At 68.4% G+C, this 23,905-nt stretch carries 19 protein-coding genes; 9 read left to right on the top strand and 10 right to left on the bottom strand.

The window, feature by feature from the left end:
• Positions 1-5: 5 nt before the first annotated feature.
• Genes PJ250_RS09015 through PJ250_RS09025 form a run of 3 tightly spaced genes read left to right on the top strand, consistent with a single transcriptional unit; the run spans position 6 to position 3,416 of the window.
• Entirely contained in the window at positions 6-1,151 is a 1,146-nt protein-coding gene (locus tag PJ250_RS09015; protein WP_271648243.1) for an acyltransferase family protein, read from the top strand.
• 43 nt (positions 1,152-1,194) lie between these two features.
• A complete protein-coding gene (locus PJ250_RS09020) occupies positions 1,195-1,944 on the top strand; it encodes an ATP-binding cassette domain-containing protein (protein ID WP_271648244.1) in 750 nt (249 codons plus the stop codon).
• A complete protein-coding gene (locus PJ250_RS09025; protein WP_271648245.1) occupies positions 1,941-3,416 on the top strand; it encodes an ABC transporter permease/substrate-binding protein in 1,476 nt (491 codons plus the stop codon). Before PJ250_RS09020 ends, PJ250_RS09025 begins: the two co-directional genes overlap by 4 nt.
• A gap of 721 nt (positions 3,417-4,137) precedes the next feature.
• Here PJ250_RS09025 and PJ250_RS09030 read toward each other — a convergent pair.
• On the bottom strand, positions 4,138-5,319 hold the full coding sequence (locus tag PJ250_RS09030) for an aminotransferase class V-fold PLP-dependent enzyme (RefSeq protein WP_271648246.1): 1,182 nt from the start codon (positions 5,317-5,319) through the stop codon (positions 4,138-4,140).
• Between the two features lie 65 nt (positions 5,320-5,384).
• Here PJ250_RS09030 and egtB point away from each other — a divergent pair, with 65 nt between their 5' ends.
• From egtB to PJ250_RS09045, 3 genes are read left to right on the top strand one after another with little or no spacing between them, the layout of a single operon-like run.
• Positions 5,385-6,683: an ergothioneine biosynthesis protein EgtB gene (gene egtB / locus PJ250_RS09035; RefSeq protein ID WP_271648578.1), complete on the top strand. Its 1,299-nt coding sequence runs from the start codon at positions 5,385-5,387 to the stop codon at positions 6,681-6,683.
• A gap of 1 nt (position 6,684) precedes the next feature.
• A complete protein-coding gene (egtD, locus tag PJ250_RS09040; protein WP_271648247.1) occupies positions 6,685-7,671 on the top strand; it encodes an L-histidine N(alpha)-methyltransferase in 987 nt (328 codons plus the stop codon).
• 3 nt (positions 7,672-7,674) lie between these two features.
• The gene (locus tag PJ250_RS09045) at positions 7,675-7,944 is read left to right on the top strand and encodes a DUF3253 domain-containing protein (protein WP_271648248.1); all 270 of its coding nucleotides are present in this window, start codon (positions 7,675-7,677) and stop codon (positions 7,942-7,944) included.
• Positions 7,945-7,950: 6 nt separating this feature from the next.
• On the opposite strand, the gene ilvA is transcribed toward PJ250_RS09045, so the two are convergent.
• Positions 7,951-9,495 carry a threonine ammonia-lyase, biosynthetic gene (ilvA, locus tag PJ250_RS09050; RefSeq protein ID WP_271648249.1) on the bottom strand — a complete coding sequence of 515 codons (1,545 nt, stop codon included), beginning with the start codon at positions 9,493-9,495 and terminating at the stop codon, positions 7,951-7,953.
• 438 nt (positions 9,496-9,933) lie between these two features.
• Positions 9,934-13,647 (bottom strand): indolepyruvate ferredoxin oxidoreductase family protein, encoded by a 3,714-nt coding sequence (locus PJ250_RS09055; RefSeq protein WP_271648250.1) that lies wholly within the window; start codon positions 13,645-13,647, stop codon positions 9,934-9,936.
• A 163-nt stretch (positions 13,648-13,810) separates the two neighbouring features.
• Between PJ250_RS09055 and PJ250_RS09060 the strand changes: the two genes are divergently transcribed.
• A complete protein-coding gene (locus PJ250_RS09060; protein ID WP_271648251.1) occupies positions 13,811-14,728 on the top strand; it encodes an AEC family transporter in 918 nt (305 codons plus the stop codon).
• A gap of 21 nt (positions 14,729-14,749) precedes the next feature.
• Here the strand turns inward: PJ250_RS09060 and PJ250_RS09065 are convergent, their stop codons facing one another.
• From PJ250_RS09065 to PJ250_RS09095, 7 genes are all read right to left on the bottom strand, one after another.
• Positions 14,750-15,574, bottom strand: coding sequence for a hypothetical protein (locus tag PJ250_RS09065; RefSeq protein WP_271648252.1), 825 nt, complete (start codon positions 15,572-15,574; stop codon positions 14,750-14,752).
• A gap of 161 nt (positions 15,575-15,735) precedes the next feature.
• On the bottom strand, positions 15,736-16,986 hold the full coding sequence (locus PJ250_RS09070) for an ABC transporter permease (protein WP_271648253.1): 1,251 nt from the start codon (positions 16,984-16,986) through the stop codon (positions 15,736-15,738).
• A complete protein-coding gene (locus tag PJ250_RS09075; RefSeq protein WP_271648254.1) occupies positions 16,983-18,224 on the bottom strand; it encodes an efflux RND transporter periplasmic adaptor subunit in 1,242 nt (413 codons plus the stop codon). Before PJ250_RS09075 ends, PJ250_RS09070 begins: the two co-directional genes overlap by 4 nt.
• On the bottom strand, positions 18,221-19,177 hold the full coding sequence (locus tag PJ250_RS09080; protein WP_271648255.1) for an HlyD family secretion protein: 957 nt from the start codon (positions 19,175-19,177) through the stop codon (positions 18,221-18,223). Before PJ250_RS09080 ends, PJ250_RS09075 begins: the two co-directional genes overlap by 4 nt.
• A complete protein-coding gene (locus PJ250_RS09085) occupies positions 19,174-20,154 on the bottom strand; it encodes an HlyD family secretion protein (RefSeq protein WP_271648256.1) in 981 nt (326 codons plus the stop codon). The genes PJ250_RS09080 and PJ250_RS09085 overlap by 4 nt, the downstream gene beginning before the upstream one ends.
• Positions 20,138-20,812, bottom strand: a complete 675-nt coding sequence (locus PJ250_RS09090) for an ABC transporter ATP-binding protein (protein ID WP_271648257.1) — start codon at positions 20,810-20,812, stop codon at positions 20,138-20,140. Before PJ250_RS09090 ends, PJ250_RS09085 begins: the two co-directional genes overlap by 17 nt.
• Before the next feature lie 354 nt (positions 20,813-21,166).
• On the bottom strand, positions 21,167-22,651 hold the full coding sequence (locus tag PJ250_RS09095) for an AAA family ATPase (protein ID WP_271648258.1): 1,485 nt from the start codon (positions 22,649-22,651) through the stop codon (positions 21,167-21,169).
• A gap of 125 nt (positions 22,652-22,776) precedes the next feature.
• Here PJ250_RS09095 and PJ250_RS09100 point away from each other — a divergent pair, with 125 nt between their 5' ends.
• Positions 22,777-23,406, top strand: coding sequence for a nucleotide-binding protein (locus tag PJ250_RS09100; protein ID WP_271648259.1), 630 nt, complete (start codon positions 22,777-22,779; stop codon positions 23,404-23,406).
• An 18-nt stretch (positions 23,407-23,424) separates the two neighbouring features.
• Entirely contained in the window at positions 23,425-23,901 is a 477-nt protein-coding gene (locus PJ250_RS09105; protein ID WP_271648260.1) for a SixA phosphatase family protein, read from the top strand.
• The last annotated feature ends 4 nt before the right edge of the window (positions 23,902-23,905 follow it).

The raw sequence follows: 23,905 nt of genomic DNA on the forward strand, positions 1-23,905 counted from the left end.
ACCCCGTGACGCCCACGGCGCGACGCAACCCGGGGATCGACGCCCTGCGTGGAGTGTCGATCCTGCTGGTGGTGTTGCACCACCTGGCGTTGCGCATCCCGCTGCGTCAGACCGCGCTGTCCGACGTGTTGCCGCAGCGCGTGCTGCGCGCGCTCAGCTACAACGGTTACGAGGCGGTGTTCGTGTTCTTCGTGATCTCCGGCTTCCTGATCACCGTGCATGCGCAGCAGCGCTGGCCGTCGCTGGCGCGGATCGAGTTGCGCGCGTTCTATGCACGTCGCCTCGCGCGCATCGGCCCGGCGCTGCTGCTGTTGCTGGCGGTGCTGTCGTTGATGCACGTGCTGAAGGTCCCGAACTATGTGATCGACAAGCCTGGCCAATCCCTGGGCGGTGCGCTGTGGTCGGCGCTGACCCTGCAGCTGAACTGGTACGAAGGCCGCACCGGCTGGTTGCCCGGCGGCTGGGACGTGCTGTGGTCGCTGTCCATCGAGGAGGCCTTTTACCTCGGCTTTCCCCTGGTCTGCCTGGGGCTGCGCCGCCAAGCGTTGCTGGTGCCGGCGCTGCTGTTGCTGGTGCTGTCGCTACCATTCACCCGCGCCGCGCTGGACGGTAACGAGATCTGGCAGGAGAAGGCGTATCTGCCAGGATTCTCCGCCATCGCCGTGGGCGTGCTCGCCGCACTGGCGGCGACGCGCTGGCAGCTCCCCGCGTCGACCGCGCGCTGGTTGCGCGTGCTGGGAAGCGTCGCCCTGATGGCCGTGCTGTTGTGCGGTGGCGAGCTATGGCGCGCGGTCGGCAACGCCAACATGCTGGTCCTGGTCGGCGGCGCCGGCGCCCTGGTGCTCGGCCTGCATGCCATGCCAGGGCACGCTCCGCTGCGCGCGCTGGCCGGCTTGCGTGCCTGGGGCCGGCTCAGTTACGAGCTGTACCTGACGCACATGTTCGTGGTGTTCGCGCTGGTGGGGCTGTATCGGGCGCTCGGCAGCGACGTGCGCCTGGGTGCGTGGTGGTATCTGGCCCTGCTGCCATTGTGCTGGCTGCTGGCGTGGACGTTCGCGCGCGCATGGACCGAACCGGCCGAGCGCTGGCTCAAGCAGCGCTGGCTGCACACGCCGTCCAGGGGTGGCACCGGCGTCCCCGCTACGGATTGATCGTCGCCCTTCGCAGCGCACGGCCGCGTGGTGTGCCAGCATCATGCCCATGTCGATCTTTTCCCTGCAGCGCGTCACGCGCCGCTACGGCAGCGCCGTGGCGCTGGACGCCGTCGATCTCGAGATCGACCAAGGCCGCACCACCGCGCTGATTGGTCCCAGTGGCGCCGGCAAGTCCAGCGTGCTGCGCATGCTGATCGGGCTGGAGTGGCCGGACGCGGGCGAGGTGCGCTTCGATGACCAGCCGCTGCGGCGCGACACCTTGCTGGCACAGCGCCGGCGCATTGGCTATGTCATCCAGGAGGGCGGGCTCTTCCCGCACCTGAGCGTGCGCGACAACGCCGCACTGCTGGCGCGCACGCTGGGCTGGTCGAAGTCCCGCATCGCGCAGCGGCTGGAGGAGCTGGCCGCGCTGTGCCAGTTGCCACCCGACTTGCTGGCGCGGTTCCCGGCCGAACTGTCCGGGGGGCAGCGCCAGCGTGTCGGCCTGGTGCGCGCGCTGATGCTGGACCCGCCGGTCCTGCTGCTGGACGAGCCGCTCGGGGCGCTGGACCCCATCGTGCGCCACGAGCTGCAGACCCAGATGCGCACGCTGTTCGCACAACTGGGCAAGACCGTCGTGCTGGTCACCCATGACGTGGCCGAAGCCGCTTACCTGGCCGACACGCTGGTGTTGATGCGCGATGGGCGCGTGCTCCAGCAGGGCACGGCGCGCGACTTGGTGGATACGCCTGTGGACGAATTCGTCACTGCCTTCATGACCGCCCAGCGCACCCTGGAAGACGCAGCATGAGGCGTGTGCTCTGGGGCTGGTTGTTCTTGCTGACGGCCCTGGTCGGACCGGCGCATGCGGCCGAGCAGGCGACCGTGGGCTCGAAGAACTTTACCGAGGCGGTGATCCTGGGCGAGATCGCCGTGGCCCAGGGGCGCAAGGCCGGCGTGGAGGTCACCCACAAGCGCCAGCTGGGCGGCACGCGGATCCTGTGGCGCGCGTTGGAGGAAGGCGACATCGACGCCTATGCCGAATACACCGGCACGCTCAAGCAGGAACTGCTGCAGCAGCCCGACGCCAGCGATGCGCAGGTCGCCGCGGCGCTGGCCCGGCGCGGACTGGGCATCACCCGCTCACTGGGCTTCCAGAACACCTACGCCTTCGGCATGCGCCAGACGCGCGCACAGGCGCTGGGCATCCGCACCCTGAGCGACCTGACCGCGCACCCATCCCTCAAGTTGGGGCTGAGCAATGAGTTCCTGCAGCGCGCGGACGGCTGGCCGGGCGTGCGCAAGGCCTATGGCCTGCCGCAGCAGGCCAACGGGCTGGACCACGATCTGGCCTATCGGGCCCTGCAGAGCGGGGCGATCGATGTGACCGACCTGTACAGCACCGATGCGGAGATTCCGTATTACCACCTGGTGGTACTCGACGACGATCGGCACTTCTTCCCCGACTACCAGGCCGTGTTCCTCTATCGGCTGGACCTGGCCCAGCGCGCGCCGGAGTTCCTGCAGGTGCTGAAGAAACTGCAGGGCCGCATCGACGCGGACACCATGCGCCACCTCAACGCGCAGGTGAAGCTGGAGCACCATGGCGAGGCGCAGGTGGCTGCGCAGTTCGTCGGTGTCGACGCGCCCCAGGGCAGCGGCCGGGCAGCGCGCATCCTCCGGCGTACCGGCGAGCATCTGGCCCTGGTCGGCATCTCGCTGGGGTGTGCTCTGCTGGTGGCCCTGCCGCTGGGGGTCTTTGCCGCGCGTCGCCCACGCCTGGGCCAGATCGTGCTGTCGCTGACCGGCGTCCTGCAGACCTTGCCCTCGCTGGCGGTGTTCGTCTTCATGATTCCGCTGTTCGGCATCGGCGCCAGGCCTGCGATCGCCGCGCTGTTCCTGTATTCGCTGCTGCCGATCGTGCGCAACACCCATGCCGGCCTGACCGGCATCCCGCGCGACCTGCGCGAGACCGCCGCGGCCCTGGGCCTGCCGCCGCGCACGCGCCTGTGGCGGGTCGAACTGCCGCTGGCCCTGCGCACCCTCCTGGCCGGGGTAAAGACCGCCGCGGTGATCAACGTCGGCACCGCCACCCTTGGCGCATTGATTGGCGCCGGCGGTTACGGGCAACCGATCCTGACCGGGATCCGCCTGGACAACCTTGGGATGATCCTGGAGGGCGCGGTGCCGGCGGCGGTGCTGGCGTTGGTGGTGCAGGGGGGATTCGAGGTGTTCGAGCGGATGATGACGCCGCGGGGCCTGCGGCTCGCCGCACGGGCTTAGCTCTTTTGCGTTGCTGTTGCCGTTGCTGTTTGCAGTTGTTCCGGCTGTTGCGTTTGCCGCTCGCTTCCACTGTCTGAGCCGTAAAGCGAGCCGAGCATCGCAGGAACGCGCGGCCGGAGAGTCGCCCTGTTTGAGCGTAGCGAGTTTGGGCGATGTGCCGCGTGTTCCGAGAAGCGCAGGGGACCGCCGCGCAGCGGCGGCGAGTGTCCGGCGAGTAGCGGTTTTGGTGACTTTTGCCGCGACAAAAGTCACTCGCGCTGCAAGCGCGAAAGCCTTGCACTTGTCGCGCCATCGGCGCGATGCCTTCCATCTCAATCAGGATGTCGAACGACATGCTCCGGTTACGCGAGCCTGAAGCTGCGGGCAGGATCAAGAGCTTTCACGCCCTTCGGGCGCGACTTCCTTTTGTCGCGGCAAAAGGAAGCAAAACCGCTTCTCGCCGGACACGCGCCGATGCTACGCATCGGTTCCCTGCGCTCCTCGCAAAGCAGGGCACGGCGCCCAAACTCGCTGCGCTCAGACAGGGCGCCTCTTCGGCCCTGCTTCGCTGCGGTGCTCGGCGCGCTTTACGGCTCGGTCAGGTGAAGCACCAGCAGCAGCACCAGCACCAGCACCAGCACCAGCAACCGCAATGGCAACAGCAACAGCAACAGCAACAGCAACAGCAACAGCAACAGCAACAGCGCCAGGAACAGGGACAGGAACAGCGAGCGTGATGCGCTTAGAAGCGGGCGTTGACCGCGACCTCAACCACCTCTTCCATTTGCCCCGCCTCCACCGCCAAGCACGGCGCCACGCGCAAACACGCCGGCTTGCGCGAACACATGATCCCGCGCTCCGCAAACGCCGCAGCGACCGCATCCAACCGATCCGCCGGCACCCGTAATCCGGTGAGATGCGGCGCATGCCCCTCCGTCTTCCACGCAGACAGGCCCCGTGCCTCGAGTGCCGCATCCAGCGCGGCGGTCACCTCACCCAATGCGGCGGCGACGCGCGCCAATCCCCAGGCCCCAAGCTGCGCCAGTCCGCCGCAGGTCATCGCCAAGCGCAGTGGATCGGCCACACCGCCCGCGTCGAAGCGACGTGCGCCGGGCAGATAAGGCGGCGCGGCTTCCATCGGATAGACCCAGTCCGGACCCGGATCCCGCGCGCCCCAGTGCTGTTCCAGCGGCACGCCTTCACACCGCCAGCGTGGCGACGCCCAAAGCCACGCCAGGCCGCTGGTCCCTAGCAGCCACTTGTAGCCGACCGAGACGATGAAATCCGGCCGCCACCGGGTCAGCTGCACGGGCAGCACGCCCAGACTCTGGCTGAGGTCCAGCACCAGCGCCGCACGGCGGTCCTGGACGGCGACGGCGATGGCATCCAGATCGAGCAGCTGCCCATCGTGCCAGTGGCAATGCGGCAGCGCGGCGATGGCCACGCGTGGCGTGTCGGCCAGCGTCCGCAGCACCGCGACGGTGATCGACTCGCCTTCGTGTGGCTTTACGACCGCGAGTTGTGCGCCGACCTCGCTGCATCGCTGCTGCCAGGCGAGCAGGTTGGAGGGGAATTGACCGTCCAGGACCAGCACGCGCTCGCCACGTTGCAGCGGCAGGTTGCGCGCGGCGGTGGCCACGCCATGGGCCGCCGAGGGCACCAGGGCCAGCCCGTCGACATCGGCTTCGAACAGCAGGTCGGCGGCCAGCGCGCGGGTGGCCTCGAGATGGCGCAGGAAGGACGCATAAGGCAGCCATCGCGGATTGACCTCGGCCTCCAGCAAGGTGTGCGCGGCATCCAAGGTGTGTCGCAGGCGCGGGCTTTTTGCTGCACCGTCCAGGTATATGACGCCGGGCGGGAGGGCGAAGGCGGCGCTGCGCTGCGCCCACTGCAACGGCGGCGGCGATGGAAATGGGTCGGGCATCGATGCAGCTTAGCGAGGCGTGAAAACGGTGACGTAACGAGGCGTTCACCGCCTCCGCCTAGCATATCGCCATGCATGCCATCGCCCCCGTGGACGCTTCCCCGCAACGCGACGCGCGTTCGGCCCTGCTGTTGCCGCAATTCCTCGACATGCGTGCGCTGACGCGCACGCTGGCTGCGCCGCTCGGCGCCGAGGACGCCATGGTGCAGAGCATGGACGACGCCAGTCCGGCCAAGTGGCACCTGGCGCACACGACCTGGTTCTTCGAGCGCTTCGTGCTGGCGCGCGATCCGCGGTACCAGGCCTTCGACCCGGCCTGGGACTACCTGTTCAACAGTTACTACAACAGCGCCGGCCCGATGCACGCGCGGGCGCGGCGCGGCATGCTCTCGCGACCATCGCTGGCCCAGGTGTGGGACTACCGCAAGGCGGTCGAAGCGACAATGGCTGAGCGCCTGCGCCAGCGCGCCCTGGACGAGGAGGCGCTGGATATCGTGCAGCTGGGCATCCAGCACGAGCAGCAGCACCAGGAACTGCTGCTCACCGACATCCGCCATGCGCTGTGGAGCAATCCGCTGCAGCCGGCCTACCGCGAGGACCTGCCCGTCGAGCGCGCAGGGCGCGCGCCCCTGCGCTGGTGCGCACGGGACGAGCAGATCGTCGAAATCGGTGCTGCGGCGTGGCCGGCGGCCGATGCGTTTGCTTACGACAATGAATCCCCGCGCCACCGCACCTTGGTGGCCGCTCATGCGCTGGCCAATCGCCCGGTGAGCAATGCCGAGTTCGCCGCCTTCATCGACGCAGGCGGCTACCGCGAGCCCGCGCACTGGCTCAGCGATGGCTGGGCCACGGTGCGCGCGCGCGGCTGGCAGCGGCCGCTTTACTGGCATGAGGATGGCGCGTGCGAATTCACCCTGGGCGGCTGGCGCGAGCGCGACCCCGATGCGCCGGTCAGCGGGCTGAGTTTGTTTGAGGCCGATGCGTTCGCGCGCTGGGCCGGCGCGCGCTTGCCGACCGAGGCCGAGTGGGAACTGGCGGCCAGCGGCGTGGCAGCTTCCGGAAACTTCGTCGAGAACGGCCTGCTGCATCCGCGCTCGCAGGCGGCGGCCGACGCCGGGATGTCGCAGCTGTTCGGCGATGTCTGGGAATGGACCGGTAGCGCCTATCTCCCGTATCCCGGCTTCGTGCCGTGGCCCGGTACGCTGGGCGAATACAACGGCAAGTTCATGAATGCGCAATGGGTGCTGCGGGGCGGAAGTTGCGCCACCTCCCGTACCCACATTCGCCCGACGTACCGCAACTTCTTTCCCTCCGACGCGCGCTGGCAGTTTGCCGGGATGCGCCTTGCCAAGGACGTGACCTGACGTGAATGCCGCTGCCTGTGCCCTGATGCGCGCCCGTGATGCGCTGACCGACCTGCGTCCCCAGCCCGACGACATCACCGCCGATGCGTTGGCCGGACTGTCACAGACGCCCAAGACCCTGCCGTCCAAGTATTTCTACGACGCCGAGGGCTCGCGGCTGTTCGAGGCGATCACCCGCGAGCCCGAGTACTACCTCACCCGCACCGAGCTGGCGCTGCTGGAAGCGCGGTTGCCGTCCATCGCCCAGGCCATCGGACCGGGCGCGCACGTGGTTGAATACGGCAGCGGCAGCGGTCGCAAGACCGAGTTGCTGCTCGATTGCCTGCGCGCTCCGGTGGCCTATACCCCGGTGGAGATCTCGCGCACGGCGGTGCTGGAAGCCACCGCGCGCTTGTCCCAGCAGTTCCCTGACCTGGAAATGCTACCGGTCTGCGCCGACTTCACCCAACCGCTATCCCTGCCCGAAAGCACGCGCCCGGCGCAACGCACGGTGATGTTCTTCCCCGGCTCGACCTTGGGCAATTTCACCGACGCCGGCGCGCTGGCGCTGCTGCGGGGCATGCGCCAGACGATGGGGGTCGGCGGCTGCGCGTTGGTCGGCATCGACCTGGACAAGGATCCGGCGTTGATCGAGGCCGCCTATAACGATGCCGCCGGCGTGACCGCAGCGTTCACCCTCAACCTGCTGGCGCGGCTGAACCGGGAGATCGGCAGCGACTTCGACCTGGACGCTTTCAGGCATCGGGCCGTGTATGTGCGCGAGCGCCTGCGCATCGAAACCTTCCTGGTCAGCCAGCGCCAGCAGACCGTGCACGTGGCCGGCCAGCCATTCGACTTTGCCGAAGGAGAGCCGATGCAGGTCGAATACAGCCACAAGTACACCGATGCCAGCTTCGCCGCGCTGGCAGCCAAGGCCGGGCTGAAGGTCACCCATGGCTGGAACGACGCGCAAGACTGGTTCGGCCTGCGGTTGCTGCAACCCGCCTGAGGGATGGCGGTTCCTTCCCAGGCCATCGGCGACACGCTCCTGAGGTTACTGGCTCAGCGCGATCCGAACGCCTCGTTGTGCCCGTCCGAAGTGGCGCGTGCGCTTAATGACGATGAAGATGGATGGCGCGCCCTCATGCCGCAGGTCCGCGAGGTAGCCGCGCTCATGATTGCCGACGGCCGCCTCCAGGCCTGCCAGCGCGGCCGCCCCGTGGACATCCATAGCGCCGTGGGCCCGATCCGGCTACGGCGCGGGCCGCGCTTCACGGAGTGAGTGGCTTCAGTTGCGCAGGAACAGCTGGTAGACCGGGTTATTGGTCTCTTCCACGTACGGATAGCCCAGCGCATCGAGGAAGCGCTGGAACGCGGCATCGTCCTTCGCCGGGACCTGCAGGCCGATCAGGGTGCGTCCGTAGTCCGCGCCCTGGTTGCGGTAGTGAAACAGGCTGATGTTCCAGGTTGGTTTGAGCAGGTTGAGGAACTTCAGCAGCGCGCCCGGGCGTTCGGGAAAGACGAAGCGCAGCAGGCGTTCGTCCTGGGCCAGGGCCGAGTGCCCGCCGACCATATGCCGCACGTGCTCCTTGGCCAACTCGTCATGGGTCAGGTCCAGCGTGGCAAAGCCGTGGCGGATGAAGCTGGCGGCGATCTTCTCCGATTCACCCTTGCCGTGCGTGGTTAGCCCGACGAACACGTGCGCCTGGGCCGCATCGCTGATGCGGTAGTTGAACTCGGTGACATTGCGCGGGCCGCCGGGCAGGTGATCGACCAGTTCGCAGAAGCGGCGGAACGAACCACGCTCCTCGGGGATGGTCACCGCAAACAGCGCCTCACGCTCCTCGCCGACTTCGGCACGTTCGGCCACGAAGCGCAGCCGGTCGAAGTTCATGTTGGCCCCGCACAGGATGGCTGCGAACGTCGCGCCCTTGACCTTGTGCGTGGCCACGTACTGCTTGATCGCCGCCACCGCCATCGCCCCGGAGGGCTCGACGATGCTGCGCGTATCGACGAAGACATCCTTGATCGCCGCGCACACCGCGTCGGTGTCGACGATGATGAAGTCATCCACCAGGTGCTTGGCGATGCGGAAGGTTTCCTCGCCCACCAGCTTCACCGCGGTGCCGTCGGCGAACAGGCCCACGTCATCCAGTGCCACGCGCTTGCGCGCAGCCACCGAGCGGGCCATCGCATCGGAATCGGCCATCTGGACGCCGATCACCTTGATCTCCGGGCGCACGGCCTTGATGTAGTTGGCCACCCCGGAGATCAGCCCGCCGCCGCCGATCGCCACGAACACCGCATCCAGCGGCCCCTGGTGCTGGCGCAGGATCTCCATGGCGATGGTGCCCTGGCCTGCGATCACGTCCGGGTCGTCGAACGGGTGCACGAAGGTCAGGCCCTGCTTGCGCTCCAGCGTCACCGCATGCTCGTAGGCATCCGAATAGCTCTCCCCGCGTAGCAGCACCTCGCCTCCCAGCGCCTTGACCGCATCGATCTTGAGTTGCGGGGTGGTCACCGGCATCACGATCACCGCGCGCGTGCCCAGCCGGTGCGCGCCCAGCGCCACGCCCTGGGCGTGGTTGCCGGCCGACGCACAGATCACCCCGCGCTTGAGCTGCTCGGGGGTCAGGTGCGCCATCTTGTTGTACGCACCGCGCAGCTTGAAGCTGAAGACCGCCTGCTGGTCCTCGCGCTTGAGCAAGACCTTGTTGTGCAGGCGCTGGCTGAGGGTGCGGGCGGGCTCGAGGGACGATTCGACCGCCACGTCGTAGACGCGCGCGGTGAGGATCTTCTTGAGGTAGTCGGCGGGTTTGAGGGGCTTGCTCATAGGGCCGTCATGCTACAGGCCAGGCGCACGCAACTGCGCCGTCGTTGCGGTTGCAACCAAGCGTGCTTGGCAGTGAGCCGTCATGTCGCCTGCGGCGGATTGCCGTGCGGTGCGGTGGGCCGCCTGCGCAGCGGTCAAGGCCGCGCGCCTGGGTGTCAGTCGCAGCCAGGCGCTGGAACGGGTGCTGGGGTCATCTTCAACCCGCTTGCTCCCGGGCCGACTGACACCGAGCTGGCTCGCGTCCATCGGCCTTCAGGCTCAGCACGGGGTAGGGCGACCCCTCCAGTGTCCCGAGGGGCCGCGTCAGGACGCCCGAGGAGATCGCTCCGACGGTGACGTTCCTGCCGAGCACGCTGGCTTACCGATCAGGTGCTTCATGTCGATGGCGGGGCTTCGAGCGGCAGGTCGTGTCCTGGCGTGGGTGGCTTGCTCCTCGGCTCAGGCGGCCTGGACGATGGGGATGGCCTTCGGATCGCACCACTGTTGCAGCAACCGGGCTTCCTCCGCCTTGGCCGTCTGCAGGTGACGCTCCTTGACGTGGCCGTAGCCGCGGATCTGCTCGGGAATGCTGGCGATGCGCACCGCCAGCGGCAGGCGCTGTGCATCCAGCGTGTCGAGCAGTCCAGCGACCGTGGCCCGGTAGTCGGCGATGAGCTGGCGCTCCATGCGGCGCTCGGCGGTACGGCCGAAGACGTCGAACGTGCCGCCACGCAGAACCTTGAGCCTGGCCAACAGGCTGAACGCGCGCAGCATCCACGGGCCGTAGGCGCGCTTGGTCAGCTCGCCCTTCTCGTTCTTCTTGGCCAGCAGCGGCGGGGCGAGGTGGAGCTGCAGGGTGTAGTCGCCTTCGAATTGCTGCTCCAGCTGACGCTTGAACGCGCCGCTGGTGTACAGCCGCGCGACCTCGTACTCGTCCTTGTAGGCCATCAGCTTGAACAGATAGCGCGCCACCGCCTCGGTCAGCGCAGTGGCGCCTGGCGCCCGGGCGCTTTCGGCTTCGCGCACCTGGGCGACGAAGTCGGTGTAGTGCCTTGCGTAGGCGCTGTCCTGGTACTGCGCAAGGAAGGCGCTGCGTCGGGCGATGGCTTCGTCCAGCGTGCGCGACAGGCGCGCGTCATCCAGCGGCAAGGCAGTCGCGCCGTCGACGGTGGCTGCGGTAGTGTCGGGCAGGCCGCGCACGCTGCGCGCGTTGTCCGGGTTGCGTGGCGCGCTGGTCGCGCCCCATTCGGTCCCTTCCCACTCGCCCGGCGGCAGCACGCGCAGGTTGCGTGGCAGGTGTTCCTCGCGGGTGTCGGTGTTGCGTACGATGCCGGCCGCCTGCTGTACCGCAGGCAGATCGATGGCGGCCAGTCGGCCCCAGGCGAAGGCGGTCTTGTTCATCTCGATGGCCGCGCCGTTGAGTTCGATCGCGCGCATCAGCGCGTCGAACGAGATCGGCACCAGACCCTGCTGCCAGGCATAGCCAAGCATGAACAGATTGGTCGCGATCGCATCGCCCAGCAATGCGGTGGCCAGCTGGGTGGCATCGAGCAGCAGCGGATCGCGTCCGCCAAGGGCGACCTTGACCCCGGCGATGATCTCGGCGGCGGGGAACTGCATGTCCGGATGGGTGGTGAAGGTGCCGGGCATGGCCTCGTAGGTGTTGAGCACCACCTGCGCGCGCTCGCCGCGCACCTTGGACAGCACCCAGTAGTCATTGACCACGACCATGTCGCAACCGAGCACCAGGTCGGCATCGCCGGCGGCGATGCGCACGGCATGGATATCCGACGGCTGGCGCGCGACGCGGATGTGCGTGGTGACCGCGCCTCCCTTCTGCGCCAAACCGGTTTGGTCGAGCACGCTGGCGCCCTTGCCTTCCAGATGCCCGGCCATGCCCAGCAGTGCGCCGATGGTGACCACGCCGGTGCCGCCGACGCCGGTAATCAGGATGTTCCAGGGCGTCTGCAGGTCTGACTTGAATTCCGGGGCCGGCAGGTCGTCCAGCAGCGTGGCCGCATCGCTCTTCTTGCCCTTGCGCGGCTTGCCCCCATGCACGGTGACGAAGCTTGGACAGAACCCATTGACGCAGGAATAGTCCTTGTTGCAGTTGGACTGGTCGATGCTGCGTTTGCGGCCGAATTCGGTCTCCTTGGGCAGCACCGAGACGCAGAAACTCTTTTCCCCACAGTCGCCGCAGCCTTCGCACACCAGTGAGTTGATCAGCACGCGCTTGGGCGGATCGATGAGCTTGCCGCGCTTGCGACGGCGGCGCTTCTCGGTGGCGCAGGTCTGGTCATAGATCAGGATCGACACGCCCTTGACCTTGCGCAGCGCGTCCTGCACGGCGTCCAGCTCGCTGCGGTCGTGGAACCCGGTGTCGGCCGGGAACAGGTCGCGCCGACGCGACCACTTGGCGATGTCATCGGACACCAGCACGATGGTGTGCACGCCTTCGGCGCGCATCTGCGCGGCGATGTCCGGGACGGTCAGCGTACCGTCCACCGGTTGCCCGCCGGTCATGGCGACCGCGTCGTTGTACAGGATCTTGTAGGTGATGTTGACGCCGCTGGCGATGGACTGGCGGATCGCCAGCGAGCCACTGTGGAAATAGGTGCCGTCGCCGAGGTTCTGGAACACATGCGGCGTGTCGGTGAACGGCGCCTGCCCGGACCAAGTCACGCCTTCCCCGCCCATATGGGTGAAGGTCTCGGTGTTGCGATCCATCCAGGTGACCATGTAGTGGCAACCGATCCCGCCCATCGCGCGCGAACCCTCGGGCACGACCGTGGAGGTGTTGTGCGGGCAGCCGCTGCAGTAATGCGGCACGCGCGGGAAGCTGGCGCGGGGCAGGGCCATTTCCGCTTCCTTGGCCTCCATCCAGCGCAGGCGCTGCTCGATGGATTCCAGGCGCGCGAAGCGCTGGATGCGCGCGCCGATCACCCCGGCAATGGTGGCCGGGGTGAGTTCGCCGGTGGATGGCAGGATCCACTCGCCGGCCTCGTCGTACTTCCCCACGATGCTCGGGCGCGCGCCTGCGCTGGCCGGCCAGTTGTAGAACAGTTCCTTCATCTGGCGCTCGATGAACGCCTTCTTTTCCTCCACCACGACGATGTCGTCCAGTCCCCGCGCGAAGGCGGTGATGCCCACCGGTTCCAGCGGCCAGCTCATGCCGACCTTGTAGACACGGATGCCGATCTGCGCACAGGCCGCCTCGTCCAGGCCCAGGTACTCCAGCGCCTGCAGCACGTCCAGATAGCTCTTGCCGGTGGTGACGATGCCTAGTCGCGCGCGCGGCGAATCCAGCACGATGCGGTCGATGCCGTTGGCGCGGGCGAAGGCCTGCGCCGCGGCGACCGCATAGCGGTGCAGGCGCATTTCCTGCTCCAGCGGCGGATCCGGCCAGCGGATGCTCAGGCCACCTGCTGGCATCATGAAGTCCTCGGGCAGCACGATCCGGCGTGCGAACGGATCGACGTTGACCGAGGCGGAGGACTCGACGGTTTCGGCGATCGTCTTGAAGCCGATCCAGCGCCCGGTGTAGCGGCTCATCGCCCAGCCCACCAGGCCCAGGTCGAGGATGTCCTGCACGCCGGCCGGATTGAGCACCGGCATCATCGCGCTGACGAATTCCTCCTCGCTGCCGTGCGGCAGGGTGGAACTGCGGCAGGCGTGATCGTCCGCCGCCAAGGCCAGGACCCCGCCCAGCGTCGAGGTCCCTGCCGCGTTGGCGTGCTTGAATACATCGCCGCTGCGGTCCACGCCGGGGCCTTTGCCGTACCACATGCCGTACACGCCATCGACCGTGGCGCCGGGAAACAGCCCGGTCTGCTGGGTACCCCACACCATGGTCGCGCCCAGATCCTCGTTGAGGCCGGGTTGGAACTTCACCTTGGCCGCGTCCAGATGCCTGCGCGCGCGCCACAGTTCCAGGTCGAAGCCGCCGAGCGGGCTGCCGCGATAGCCGCTGATGAAGCCCGCGGTGTTCAGGCCCGCCGCATCGTCGCGCAGCCGCTGCATCAGCGGCAGCCGCACCAGGGCTTGGACCCCGGACAGGTAGATGCGCCCGTCGGTGCGCGTGTACTTGTGTTCCAGCGTGTAGTCGGCGTCGAGCGTGTCGATGGCCGGCGTGTCGGCGGATGAAGGCGAAATCAGTTCGGCGGTGCTGGTCATGGGCGGCCCGAATTGGCGGGTGGCGAGGCATCGGCCTGAGTCTAGCAATGCATTCATCTGCAACTGTCTTGTGCGGCGCCATGTGGCGTTTGCGGCCGCGCTGACGGGCACCGACAATGTTGCAACGCGGCGCATGTGCGCAATCTCCCGATAGGAACCCGCCGTGGCCTTTGACGCCTTCGCCCTGATCCTGGCCATGCTGGCGCTTGGCATGCTGTTCGCGCGCTTGCGCTTGTTTCCGGACGGGTCGGCCAATGTCCTGAATCTGGTGGTGCTCTACGTCTGTCTGCCGGCGGCGGTGCTGACCTTCGTCCCGCGCCTGCACATGGACCGTTCGCTGTTGGGGTTGAGCGTGACCCCGTGGATCCTGATGGCGGCCACCTGGGGCCTGGTCACGCTGGCCACGCGCATCTTGAAGCTGAGCCGAGGGGAGCACGCGGCGCTGCTGGTGTGCGTGGGCTTCTCCAACTCCAGCTTCATCGGTTATCCGATGGTGCGGGCATTGCTGGGCGACCACGCGCTGCCTTACGCGGTGGTGTACGACCAGTTCGGCACCTTCCTCATGCTGTCCACGCTGGGCATCGTGATCCTGGCGCGCTATTCGGGTGAGACCACGCCCAGTGCCCGCCACGTGCTGCTGCGCATCGCCAAGTTCCCGCCCCTCTGGGCACTGTTGTTTGCCCTGACCGCGATGCCGGCCGATCCGCCGAAATGGATCGGTGGTGGCCTGCAGCGCCTCTCCGACGCGATGCTGCCACTGGTGATGCTGTCGGTGGGCCTGTCCATCCAGTTGCGCCTGCCGCGACGCGAATTCAAGCCGCTGGCGGTGGGGGTGGTGTTGCGCCTGCTGGTGATGCCACTGCTGGCGCTGCCGCTGTCCTACGCATTGGGGATGCAGGGAGAGGTCTTGCAGGTGAACGTGCTGGAGTCGGGCATGCCGACCATGATCACGGCCGCGGCGCTGGCGATTTCACACGATCTGGCCCCGCGCCTGTGTGCGGCCATCGTGGGGTATTCCATCGTGGTCTCGCTGGCCACGCTGCCGCTGCTGGCGTGGGCGCTGCATGCCCTGGCGGGCTGATGGTGGCCGAGCGCCCTGTGCTCAGGCTTCCTGGGCCAGTGCGATGGGCGGGACGATGGGAGCGGGCTGCGTCGGGACGTGGCGCTCGGTGTGTGCCAGCAGGGCACGCAGCTGGTCGGTCACCGGGTCGAAAACCGCATCGGGAATGGCGAGCATCAGCAGTTCGGCGCCCAGGGTGTAGTCGGCCGGCTCAGGCCTGCGGGCGGTCGCCGTGCTCCAGGCGGCCAGGTCCGACAGCGCGATCATGTTCAGGCGCTGGCCGGCCCCGGAAGGGTTCTCCAGCTCGGGGGCGGCATGCGTGCGGATCACGCTGATCGCGCGATCGCGGAAAACGGCATCGGTCGCGAAGCGCTCGGCGAAGCAATGCAGGTCCACCACGCGGGCGAAGCGGGCCACGGCGGCGTCCGCGGCGTGCTCGACCAGGGTGAAGGCGCGCACGCCCAGGCGGTCGCTCGCGCGCAGGCGCACCCAGGCGTACCGGGAGCGGCCGAGCCGGTAGCGCGACCAGCGCACCGGCGGGAGGGCGTCGAACAGGCGGTACACGCAGCTCTTGCGACGCCAAGGCGCGCGCGGCGCCAGACTGGCCGGCGGGAACACCCCGGCCAGGCGACGTGCGGCGGGAGGCGGAAGCTGCGAGACCACCGCGCGCAGCAGCTCCGGCGGCTGGACGTTGCAGGCTCGCGCCGCGGTAGGCAGCTGCCGTGCCAGCCCCTGCGTGGCGACGCTGCCGTCCTGGCGCTGGTAGGTCAGGATCAGGCGCGAGGCCACCCGCCTCAGCGCTGCCGCGCCGTCGTCAGGCACGATCGCATTCGGGTTTTCCTGGAGGTGCTGCGGGGAGGGCTCCATCGCCGTCGTTCCGTTCCATCGGACCGTGTGGGAAACCCCAGCGTAAGACAGGGCGCGAACTCCCGGCAAGCGGCAAATGCTTGAAAATCCGGGGGTTTGTTGAGCATCGGTAACGCTTTTTTACGGAGTCACGGTTTCCGGCGTTTCATGGCGTCCGATGCCTACTCATGGCGCAGGGCAGCGATGGGATCCAGGCGCGCGGCCTGGCGTGCCGGATAAACGCCAAAGGCCAGGCCGACCGCGCCGCAGAACAGTGCCGATCCCAGGATGGGCAGTGGCGCCCAGGCCACCTGCCAGCCGGCGAACACCGCGATCGCGTAGGCCAGGGCCGTGCCGAACAACAGCCCCAGCAGCACCCCGGCCACGCAGATCACCGTGGCCTCGCGCAGGAACTGGGCGACCACATCGCGCCGGCGCGCGCCCAGCGCACGCAGCAGGCCGATCTCGCGCCGACGCTCCAGCACGTTGGCCAGCATGATGTTCATGATGCCGATTCCGCCCACCAGCAGACTCACCCCGGCAATGGCCCCCATCACGACCTGGAAGATGCGCTGGGTCTTCTGGTGCTGCTGGAACAGCTGCTGCGGCACCACCAGCGTGTAGTCCTCCTCACCGGCGTGGCGCTGGGCCAGTACCTTGGCCATCACCTGCGCGCTGGCGGCCAGCTGGTCCGGATCGGCAATGCGCAGGGCGAAGCGGTCGACCTCGTCCTCCTGATCCTGGAACTTGAAGCGGTTCAGTGCGCTGTCCAGCGGCAGATAGATGCGGTTGCTCTCCAGGCCCAGCTGCACGCCCTCGAACGCGTTCTTACCCAAATCCCGATCGGCCAACACGCCGATCACTTCCAGCCAGACGTGGTTGACCTTGATCAGCTGGCCCAGGGCTTGGCCCTGCGGGAACAGGCTGTGCGCCGCCTGCGCGCCGAGCACCGCCACCGGCGCCAGATGGTCGTTGTCCTGCGTACTCAGGCCTCGTCCCTGGGTTACGCGCAGCGAGGACAGGGCGAAGAAGTCCGGGCTCACGCCATAGGCCTGGGCATCGCTGTGCCCGTGCTCGCCGAAGACCGAATAGGTGCGCACGGCCTTCTCTGCCGCGAAGCGCTCCGCGCCGGGGACCACGGCCTGTACGGCCTCGGCATCGGCGACCGACAGGCCCAGGCTGCGGGTGCGCGTCTCGCGCAGGGTGTCTGCGTCCTGCGACTTGGCCTGGGCGATCAGATTGTGCAGGCCCAGGCTCTCGACCAGACGCAGCGCCTCGCGGCGACTGCCTTCACCCACCGCCTGCATGGCCACGATGGCACCCACCCCGAAGATCAGGCCGAGCAAGGTCAGCAGGGTTCGCAGGCGCCGCCGCCAAAGCTCCTCGATGGCCTCGCGCCAGATGGGCGGCACGCGCCGCATCAGGCGGCTCATGGCCGGCCCCCGTCCTCGTCGGTCTGCGGTGGCTCGTCTGGTGGCGCGCCGGCCGCGCTGAGGATCACCTCATCGCCCGGCTCGAGTCCCTCGAGCACCTGGGTCCGCGCCGGGCCGCGCACGCCGAGCTTCACCGCGCGGCGGGCCTGGCCGTTGCCATTGCGGACCTGCACGTAGGACTGGCCCCTGTCCTGCGCCAGCGCGATGTTGGGGACATCGATGGCCTGGCGGGCCTGCAGCAGCACCACGCGGGCCTGCGTCTGCTGGCCGGGCACCAGATCCAGGCGCTTGAGCGCCGCGTCGGGGACCGGGGCGCGCATGGCCAGATACTTGACCGGGTTCTGGCGACTGAGCGATTTGGCCGCGCTGGCGATCCACGACAGCGTGGTGGTGAAACGCTGTTCGGGATGGCCGATCGGATACAGCTCCACGGCATTGCCCTTTCGCACGCCCTGCGCCTGCTGTTGCGGCAGGGTGATCTCGACCTCCAGCGCGGCCAGGTCCGGCAGGCTGCCATAGGGCGTGCCGGCGTACAGGCTGCTGCCGACCATGGGCTTTTCCCCGGACCAGTTGGTTTCCAGCAGGACCACCCCATCAGTGGGCGCGCGCAGCTCCAAGGCATTCATGTCGTGCTGGCGGGATTGCGCGGTCATGTCGAAGGTGGCGCGCTGGGCATCCAGCACGCCCAGCTCGGCCGCGCCGCGCTCACCGGACTGCGCGCGCTGCCAGCGCAGGGTGTCCTGGCGCTCGCCGAGGTAGTGCACGTCCTGCACCGCGTCGAGCACGTCATTGCGCGCCAGCGTGGACAGATCCGCATGGGCGTAGCGTTGTGCAATTCCCAACTGGGTCGCCACGTCGGACAGATCCACATCCACCCGCCCCTGGGCCGAGGCCAGTTCGGCCTGCTTGGCCAGGCGTTGCAGCGCATTGCGGCGCAGATCGATCTGCGCCTTGTCCAGTTCCTGCTCGCCCTGGGGCGAGGCGAAGCGCGCGATCAGTTCGCCCTGCTTCACCCGCGTGCCCTCCGGCAGCATCCATTCCAGTTGGCGGCTGTCCCAGTTCGATCCTGGGACCGACAGCGCGGTGGCCTGGGCAGCGCGGACCTGTCCCAGGCCGCTCACGCTGAGCGTCAGTGCGTGTCGCCGCACCGTTTCGGTGCTGACGGAGGTCTGGTCGTCGTGGCATCCCCCCAGCACCGTCGCGCAGGCGAGCAGGAGCGCAAGGCGCGCGGCGTTCATGATGACCCCTTGGCGTCGGTGTTCACCTCGACCCGCACGCTCATGCCAGGCTTGAGCCGGGCGTCGGCCTTGTCCAGCCGCAGCTCCACATCCAGGATGGGGATCGGCTGCACGCCCGACTTGCTGCGCACCGTGCGGCCAATGCCGACCACGCGGGCCGGGAACACCGCCCCGCTGCCTTCCAGCCGGATCTGCGCGGTCTGGCCGGGGTGGATCCGGCGGAAGTCGCGTTCGGGCAGTTCGGCACGCACGGCCACGGTGGACAGGTCGGGGATCTCGGCCACGCTCTGGCCTTTCCAGACCTTGGCGCCGATGTCGAACTTCTCGCCGCTGAAGGAACTCTTGTGCAGCATCAGCCCAGGGCGGGGAGCGGTCAGGGTCATCGCCGCCAATGAGGTCTTGAGTCGGGTCACATCATTGTTGAGCTGCCGGGTCTGCGCATCCAGCACGCGGCGCTCGGCCGCGCGCGCGGTGGCCTTGGCGGCCTCGGTCTGCTCGGCCAGCGTGTAGCTGGCTTGGGCCAGGGTGCGGGCGTTGACCAGTTTCTGGTAGTCGACGCCGGCGATCAGTTCCTTGGGCTGGGCGGTCTTGCGACGCGCCTTGTCCAGCTCCGCCCGCGCCTGCTCGGTGACCAGGTGTGCGGTGCGCGCGCGTTCGGCCTGGTCGAGCGTGAGCTTGTCCAGCTCGCGCCGTTTCTCCTGCAGCTTGCTGCTCTTCTCGGCGAGCGTCTTGGCCAGCTCGCTGGTGTCGAAGGCCACCACCACCTGGCCGCGCTCGACCATGCTGCCGTCCGGCGCCAGCTGGGTGATGGTGAACTCGTAAAGCTCGTCGACCTGCGGCGGCAGCAGCTGTGCGCTGCTGCGTGCGTAGACTTCACCATCGATGGCCAGCGTGGTGGCATGCAGCGGCGTGGCCGACAGCGCCAGGATCAGGCCGAACAGCCAAGCCCTCACTGGCGCGCCTCGGCGGCTTGGGGCGTCACGCGCACGCTCATGCCGGGCAGCAGGCTGGCCGTGTACGGCGCCGGGTCCAGGTCAATGTCGACCTGGAAGTAGCGCCCGCGGCCCCAGGCCGGGCGGGACTCCGGGGCGCCGGCGATGCGCAGGATGTGGCCGCCGCCGTGCTCGCCTGGCAGCGCGTCGAAATCCAGTCGCACCGCCTGGCCTTGGCGCAGGCCGGCCCGGTCGGCTTCCAGGACCCAGGCGCGGACCTGTCGGGTGCCGCCGGACACGACCTGGCCGGCCTCGCTGCCGACCATGGCCGAAGACCCCTCGTCGATGCGTCCACCCAGCCAGCTGGCCGTGTTGAAGCCATGGACCACGATGCCGTCGCGCTGCGCGCGCACCTCGGCATTGGCGGCCTGCCAGCGGGCAAAGTCGCGGTCGATCTCCAGCTTCTTCACTTCGAGCGCGGCGTCGCTGCGTCGCTGCTCCACCGCCGCGCGGGCCGTGGCGGCATCGCGGCGCTTGAGCTCGGCCTCCTCGGTCGCGCGCTTCAGTTCGCCCTGATAGCGGTCGTAGTCCAGTCCGGACACCAGCTCCCGGGGCAGGGCCGCATCGACCTTGGCGTCGGCCAACTTGGCGTCGGCCTTGGCCTGTTCCAGTGCGGCCTCCAGCGCCTTGACCTCCAGATCGGCGGTTTCCTTGTCGGCCTTGGCCCGGGCCTGCTCGATTTCCACGTCTTTTTCCTGGGCCTGCGTGGCCGCCGTGCCTGGATCGACGCGCAATACCACCTCGCCCTTCTTCACTGCCTGGCCTTCGGGCAAGAAGAAGCGGATCACCGTGGGCGACATGTTGGAACGGGGGACATAGATCGACTGCGCATCGACGACTCGCACCTCGCCGGTCAGGGCGATCACCGCGCCGGCCGGAGCCGCGCAGGCGGCCAGCGCCAGCAGCAGCAAGGCGGGGAGCTCAGTGCGTCGAGTCATGTTCCACCCGGCCATCGCGCAGGCTGACCTGGCGCGGTGCATGCGCGGCCACCTCCTGGTCGTGGGTGACCAGCACCACGGTCTGACCGTCGGCGTGGACCTCGTCCATCAGCGCCATCACGTCGGCCGCGCTCCTGGAATCCAGGTTGCCGGTCGGCTCGTCCGCCAGTAGCAGGGCCGGGCGCAACAGCAGGGCACGGGCGATCGCAGCGCGCTGCTGCTGTCCGCCTGAGAGCTCGTTGGGGCGATGCGTGATGCGCGAAGACAGTCCCACCCGCTCCAGCAATGCCAATGCACGCGCATGCGCATCGGCCGGTGGGGTGCAGTTGAAGCGTAGCGGCAGCAGCACGTTCTCCAGCAGAGTCAGCCGCGGCAGTAGGTGAAAGCTCTGGAAGACAAAGCCGATGCGCCGGTTGCGCATGTCGCTGCTGGCCTCGTCGTCCAAGCCGGCCACGTCGCGGCCTTCGATGAGGTAGCGGCCGCTGCTGGGCCGGTCCAGGCAGCCCAGGATGTTCAGCAGGCTCGACTTGCCCGAGCCAGACGGACCGGTAATGGCGACGAACTCGCCCGCGGCCACTTTCATGTCCACGCCCGCCAGCGCATGAACGGTCTGTCCGCCCGTCGCGTAGCGACGATGGACCGCCTGCAACTCGATCATTCCCGCACCAGCTCCGTCCCTGTCGCTCCACTCCAGGTCCCGACTCTCGCACGCGCGAGGCCGGTGGGCAACGCCAATGCCGGTCGCCCTGCAGGAGCGGCGACGCCGACGATCCAACAAACTCGCCGAGTCGCGCCCGCGGGGCGTCCACCTTGTGAGAACTGGCTCGGAATGTGCCGGACGAGCAAAAGACGGCGGTGAACGCGACATTCTTCCGTGGTGCTCTATGTCGCCATCTCGTTGCCGGTGATGGCGCTGGGAGTACAGCAGGTCGGCGTCGCCGCGGCGACCATGGTCTTCACCGGGCTGATTGGGGTGATCGCGCGGGTGACAATCATGTTGCCGACGGTGGTTTCAGTGCGCCGGGACGGTGCGTCCGCGGGCCCAGTCGCGCAGTCCCTGGACCTGTTCGGCCATCAGCACCGACAGCGGGCGGGTACCGCGGATCTCGTGCATCAGGCCTTCGGTGTCCAGTGGACGCGCGCCGGCGTGGGCGGCGTACAGGCCCGAGACGATGGCCTGCTCGATCTCCGCGCCAGAGAACCCGTCGCTGGCCGCGGCCAGGGCCGGCAGCGCGAAGGCTTCGGCGTGCAGCTGGCGCCGTCCCAGGTGCAGCTTGAGCAGCTCCACCCGGGTGTCCGGATCGGGCAGGTCGACGAAGAAGATCTCGTCGAAGCGGCCCTTGCGCAGCAGCTCCGCCGGCAGGTGCTCGACCTGGTTGGCGGTGGCGACCATGAACACCTGCGCCTTGCGTTCGGCCATCCAGGTCAGCAGCGTGCCCAGGACCCGGCGCGAGACCCCGCCATCCTCGCCGCCCCCGCTGGCCAGGCCCTTCTCGATCTCGTCGATCCACAGCACGCACGGTGCCAGCTGTTCGGCGGCCGCAAGCGCCTTGCGCAGGTTCTTCTCGGTTTCGCCGTGGTACTTGTCGTACAGCGCGCCCATGTCCATGCGCAGCAGCGGCACGCCGAATCCGGCGGCGGTGGCCTTGGCCAGCATGGATTTGCCGCAGCCCTGCACGCCCAACAGCAGCATGCCCCGCGGCGGATCCAGGCCCGGCGGCGGGGTGGTGGAGGTGAACACGCTACGACGCTGGGCGATCCAACGCTTGAGCCGGTCGGCGCCGGCGACCTCCTCCATCCGCGTGCCGTCGTACTCGTACTGCAACTGGCCGCCCCGGCCGAGCAGTTCGAACTTCAGTCTGGCCAGCTGCGGCAGGTCGTCGGGGCCCAGGGCGCCGTCGGCGTAGATCAGATGGCGCGCGATGCGGCGCGCATCGATCAGATCCAGGCCGGCCAGGTTGCGGATGATCTGCTGGGCGGCGTCGGTGTCGACCTCGACCCGGCGTCCGCCGTTCTCGGCCGGGTAGGCGGCGACCTCCTCGCGCAGCATCTTCAGCAGCGCGGCGGCGTCGGGCAGGCGCGGCGTGAAACGGACCGCCAGCGGTTCCAGTTCCTCGGGCAGGGTGACCCGCGCGCCGACCAGGACCACCACGTGGGCCTGGCAGTGGCGGCGCTGCAGGATGTCGCGCAGGCCGCGCTGGTGGCCGGCGTATTCCAGGTATGGGTCGAAATCCAGCAACAAATAGATGCCGCGCTGGGTGGCTGCCTTGATCGCCTGCAGCGCCGCGCCGGCTTCCGGCGCGCCTTCCGGCGGATCCTCGCGGTCCATGTCCAGGCGCCGCAGACCCTCGGTGGACGACCAGCGGAACAGGGCGCGCCAGACCTGGGACAGGGCCTGCCGGAACAGCTCGATCACGCGGCCTTCGTCCTGGGTTTCAATCACGATCAGCGGCGTATCGGCGCGGATCAGGGCGGTCAGGTCACGCAGGTCGCTCATGGGGGCATCCGTTCGGGGCGAGCGCACGTTAGCAGACCCCGGCAAGGGGCAGGCAGGCGGCGGTTCTCGCATTCACGGCGCTCGGTGTACGCTCCAACCCCCGGATGAGTGCAAGGCGCGCGTGCATGAAGACGATCCTGGTCGCCAGTTCCAAGGGTGGTGCAGGCAAAACCACCGTGGCCACCAACCTCGCTGCCAATTTTGCGTTGCAGGGCAGCGCGACCGTGCTGGTCGATGCCGATCCTCAGGGGTCGTCCACGCGCTGGGCCCAGCGTCGCGCCGATCTGGACAGCGCCGTGCTGCCAATCGACGGGACCGGCAAGAAGTGGGCCTCCAAACTGCCCTCCGGCACCGAGACGGTGATCGTGGACGGGCGCGCGGGTGCGATGGCCGACGACCTGACCTCCTTCCTGGAAGCCGCCGATGCGGTGGTGGTGCCGGTGCTGCCGTCCGGCCTGGACATCGAGGCCACCGTGGGCTTCCTCAACTCCCTGTCAAAGGTCTCACGCGTGCACAAGCGCAAGCTGCCGGTGGGATTGGTGCTCAATCGGGCCAAGCCCTGGACCAATGCCGCCCAGCAGGCTTTGGAAATGATGGGTCAATGGCCGTATCCGGTGCTGACCACGCTGCGTGATACCCAGGGCTATGTGGTCATGGCCGGGCTGGGTCGCAGCCTGTTCGACTATCACTCAGCCAATGTGCGCGACCACCAGGATGACTGGCAGCCGCTGATGAAATGGCTCGCCCAGGCCTGACGGCAAGGTGGTTGTCCCATGCGTGAACTGATCCTGTTGCGCCACGCCCACGCCGAGCCGGCATTGGTCGGCCAGGCCGATTTCGATCGCCCCCTGTCGCCGCATGGCATGGCCGAGGCCGAAGCCGCCGGGCGCTGGATCGCCGAGCAGCGCCTGGTGCCCGACCGGGTACTGTATTCGCCGGCCCGACGCACGCGCGAAACCCTGGAGGCCGTGCTGGCCATCACCGGGTACGTGGAGCAGCGCCTGGAACCGAGCATCTACGAGGCCACCGCCGGCACCCTGATCGGCTTGACCGACGCCCACCGTGACGTGGACCGGCTGATGCTGGTGGGCCACAACCCGGGCCTGGAGCGCGTCGCGGCCCTGTTGCACAGCGGCCGAACCGGCGACTACCGCGGCATGCCCCCCGCCGGGGTGGCGGTGCTGACCCTGTCTGGGGAAGGTCCGGTGGAACCGGGCGTGGCGACCCTGTCGGCGTTCTGGTGGCCGTGAGGCT

The organism is Pseudoxanthomonas sp. JBR18, assembly GCF_028198165.1.
In the GTDB taxonomy this organism is placed as follows: Bacteria; Pseudomonadota; Gammaproteobacteria; order Xanthomonadales; family Xanthomonadaceae; genus Pseudoxanthomonas_A.